This window comes from Neobacillus sp. NRS-1170 (assembly GCF_050468025.1).
The window spans coordinates 1-2208 of record NZ_JBITPF010000135.1; the positions used below are offsets into that span (position 1 = coordinate 1).

At 41.5% G+C, this 2208-nt stretch carries 1 protein-coding gene, 7 tRNA genes and 1 rRNA gene; all 9 read right to left on the minus strand.

Going from position 1 to position 2208, the window contains the following annotated elements; genetic code table 11:
• A 16S ribosomal RNA gene (locus tag ACIFOT_RS32395) occupies positions 1-68 on the minus strand; the annotation flags it as partial.
• Positions 69-668: 600 nt separating this feature from the next.
• Positions 669-836, minus strand: coding sequence for a hypothetical protein (locus ACIFOT_RS32400; RefSeq protein ID WP_430073105.1), 168 nt, complete (start codon positions 834-836; stop codon positions 669-671).
• A gap of 473 nt (positions 837-1309) precedes the next feature.
• Positions 1310-1381 (minus strand) — tRNA-Asn (locus ACIFOT_RS32405).
• A gap of 35 nt (positions 1382-1416) precedes the next feature.
• Positions 1417-1493: transfer RNA gene (locus ACIFOT_RS32410), tRNA-Ile, on the minus strand.
• 4 nt (positions 1494-1497) lie between these two features.
• Positions 1498-1571, minus strand: a tRNA-Gly gene (locus tag ACIFOT_RS32415).
• A gap of 107 nt (positions 1572-1678) precedes the next feature.
• Positions 1679-1752: transfer RNA gene (locus ACIFOT_RS32420), tRNA-Trp, on the minus strand.
• A 5-nt stretch (positions 1753-1757) separates the two neighbouring features.
• Positions 1758-1842, minus strand: a tRNA-Tyr gene (locus ACIFOT_RS32425).
• 23 nt (positions 1843-1865) lie between these two features.
• Positions 1866-1941: transfer RNA gene (locus ACIFOT_RS32430), tRNA-Phe, on the minus strand.
• Between the two features lie 195 nt (positions 1942-2136).
• Positions 2137-2207: transfer RNA gene (locus ACIFOT_RS32435), tRNA-Asp, on the minus strand.
• Position 2208 lies beyond the last annotated feature (1 nt).

The following is a 2208-nucleotide window of genomic DNA, read 5'->3' on the forward strand; positions in this document are numbered from 1 at the left end:
CGCTCGACTTGCATGTATTAGGCACGCCGCCAGCGTTCGTCCTGAGCCAGGATCAAACTCTCCAAGAAAGTTGATTAGCTCATAAAATAAAACGTTGGCTCGTTTCAAATGAAACGAATATTATTGTTTGTTGACGTTTTTGTTTGTTTAGTTTTCAAAGAGCAATTTTTCGAGACAGAATATTAATATATCATCTCGTCTTCGTTGTGTCAATCTTTTTTAAGAAACTTTTTCAATCAACCCAGCGACAGTTATTAATATTATACTAAAATATCAAATTCGTCAAGAGTTATTTCTCATCTTGAAGGTTTAATATTTTATCCCCTTCAGGAGTTCTTATAATACTCCCTTTTTATCTCTCCGTCAACCCTCTTTACAAATTTTCTATTAATATAGTATTTAATTGAACTATTTTGATCATTTTTCATCTCTTGTGAAAAAAATAAAACCTTTATCTAGCAGGAAAACCCACTGCAGAAAAAAGTATTAAAAACTTAAAGAGGCCCTCCACCGAGACGCCTCTTCTTCAAATTATTTTGTAGCAGCTGCCGCATTTTTTTCCACACTAACCCATTGACCTTTTTCAGCTGATTCTAGAATCGCATCTGCAATTAATTCAATCCTATAGCCATCATTGAAGTTTGGAGAAAACTCCGTTTCTTCCTCAATTACTTTAAATAAATCATAGGTTTCAATGATTTTTGTTTCCCCGTAGCCAATACCCAGAGCTGGGATTGGCCATAATCCTTCACCATATGGAGTTGCAGGTCCAGTTTAAACCGTTCTGAAGCCATTTGCGTCGCCTGGATTATCGGAGAAACAAACTTGAAGTTCATCACGGCGCTCATAGTTAAAATATAGAGACCTACGCTGAAGCGATCTTGGCAGGATATGCACTGCTTGGAAAACAAGCTCCAACCTACGTAGCTGTCCCAGCTCTAAGAGTAACAAAAGAAAATCTCCTTGACCCTTGGAAACTAGTTTATATCCAAGATGCTCCGGAAGTTATTCAAAAGTATCTTTGATTTAGACCGTTAGGATATATGGATATCTGAAAGTAATTGTCGAAAACCAGTTAGTATTTTCAGAAAAAAAGACATTATTCCCCAGAAAATGATTCTATTTTTTATTTTGTTGAAAAATAAGACATGTAGTGTAAACCGAGGGAAAATCAGTGCAGGATAGCATTGCCCCGCCCTGCCCTTCATCGGCAAATTTCAGATGGATGATAACTGCGAAGTTAAAATTGTCATGTGGGAAAGAAAGAAGTTTTTGAGGGAATCTTGTTTAGTCTAGAAAATAAAAAAGACTCCGCAGGTAGGACTCGAACCTACGACCGATCGGTTAACAGCCGATAGCTCTACCACTGAGCTACTGCGGAATAGCGTTAAGTTATTTTGCTATCGCAAAAAACTCTGGTGGGCCTAAATGGACTCGAACCATCGACCTCACGCTTATCAGGCGTGCGCTCTAACCAGCTGAGCTATAGGCCCATTATGGAGCGGGTGATGAGAATCGAACTCACAACATCAGCTTGGAAGGCTGAGGTTTTACCACTAAACTACACCCGCAATACTGTATTAAAGAATGGCTGGCTAGCTGGATTCGAACCCACGAATGTCGGAACCACAATCCGATGCGTTAACCACTTCGCCACAACCGCCATATTCTCTTTCTCTGGCAGGGGTAGTAGGAATTGAACCCACACCAAAGGTTTTGGAGACCTTCGTTCTACCTTTAAACTATACCCCTATAAATGGTGGAGGGGGACGGATTCGAACCGCCGAACCCTTAGGGAGCGGATTTACAGTCCGCCGCGTTTAGCCACTTCGCTACCCCTCCACATATAAACACAACTAGTAAAATGGTGGCTCAGGACGGAATCGAACCGCCGACACAAGGATTTTCAGTCCTTTGCTCTACCGACTGAGCTACTGAGCCATACTATGATTGTTTCCTAAACTTTGAAGGTGGCCGTACCTTCGTCCCCATCTCATAAAGCTTACTCAAGCAGCAGCTCGATGGGTACGCTGATGCTTATTCACTGTAGCTTATTCGGGCGTGCTCTACCGACTGAGCTACTGAGCCAAACTTTCTATATATATAAACAGTAGAATTTTCTACTGGTATAAAAAATGGCGGTCTGGACGGGACTCGAACCCGCGACCTCCTGCGTGACAGGCAGGCATTCTAACCAACTGAACTACC

Excerpts from the sequence above, each read along its gene's own strand:
- ACIFOT_RS32400 (WP_430073105.1), bottom strand. The coding sequence starts at position 836 with ATGAACTTCAAGTTTGTTTCTCCGATAATCCAGGCGACGCAAATGGCT.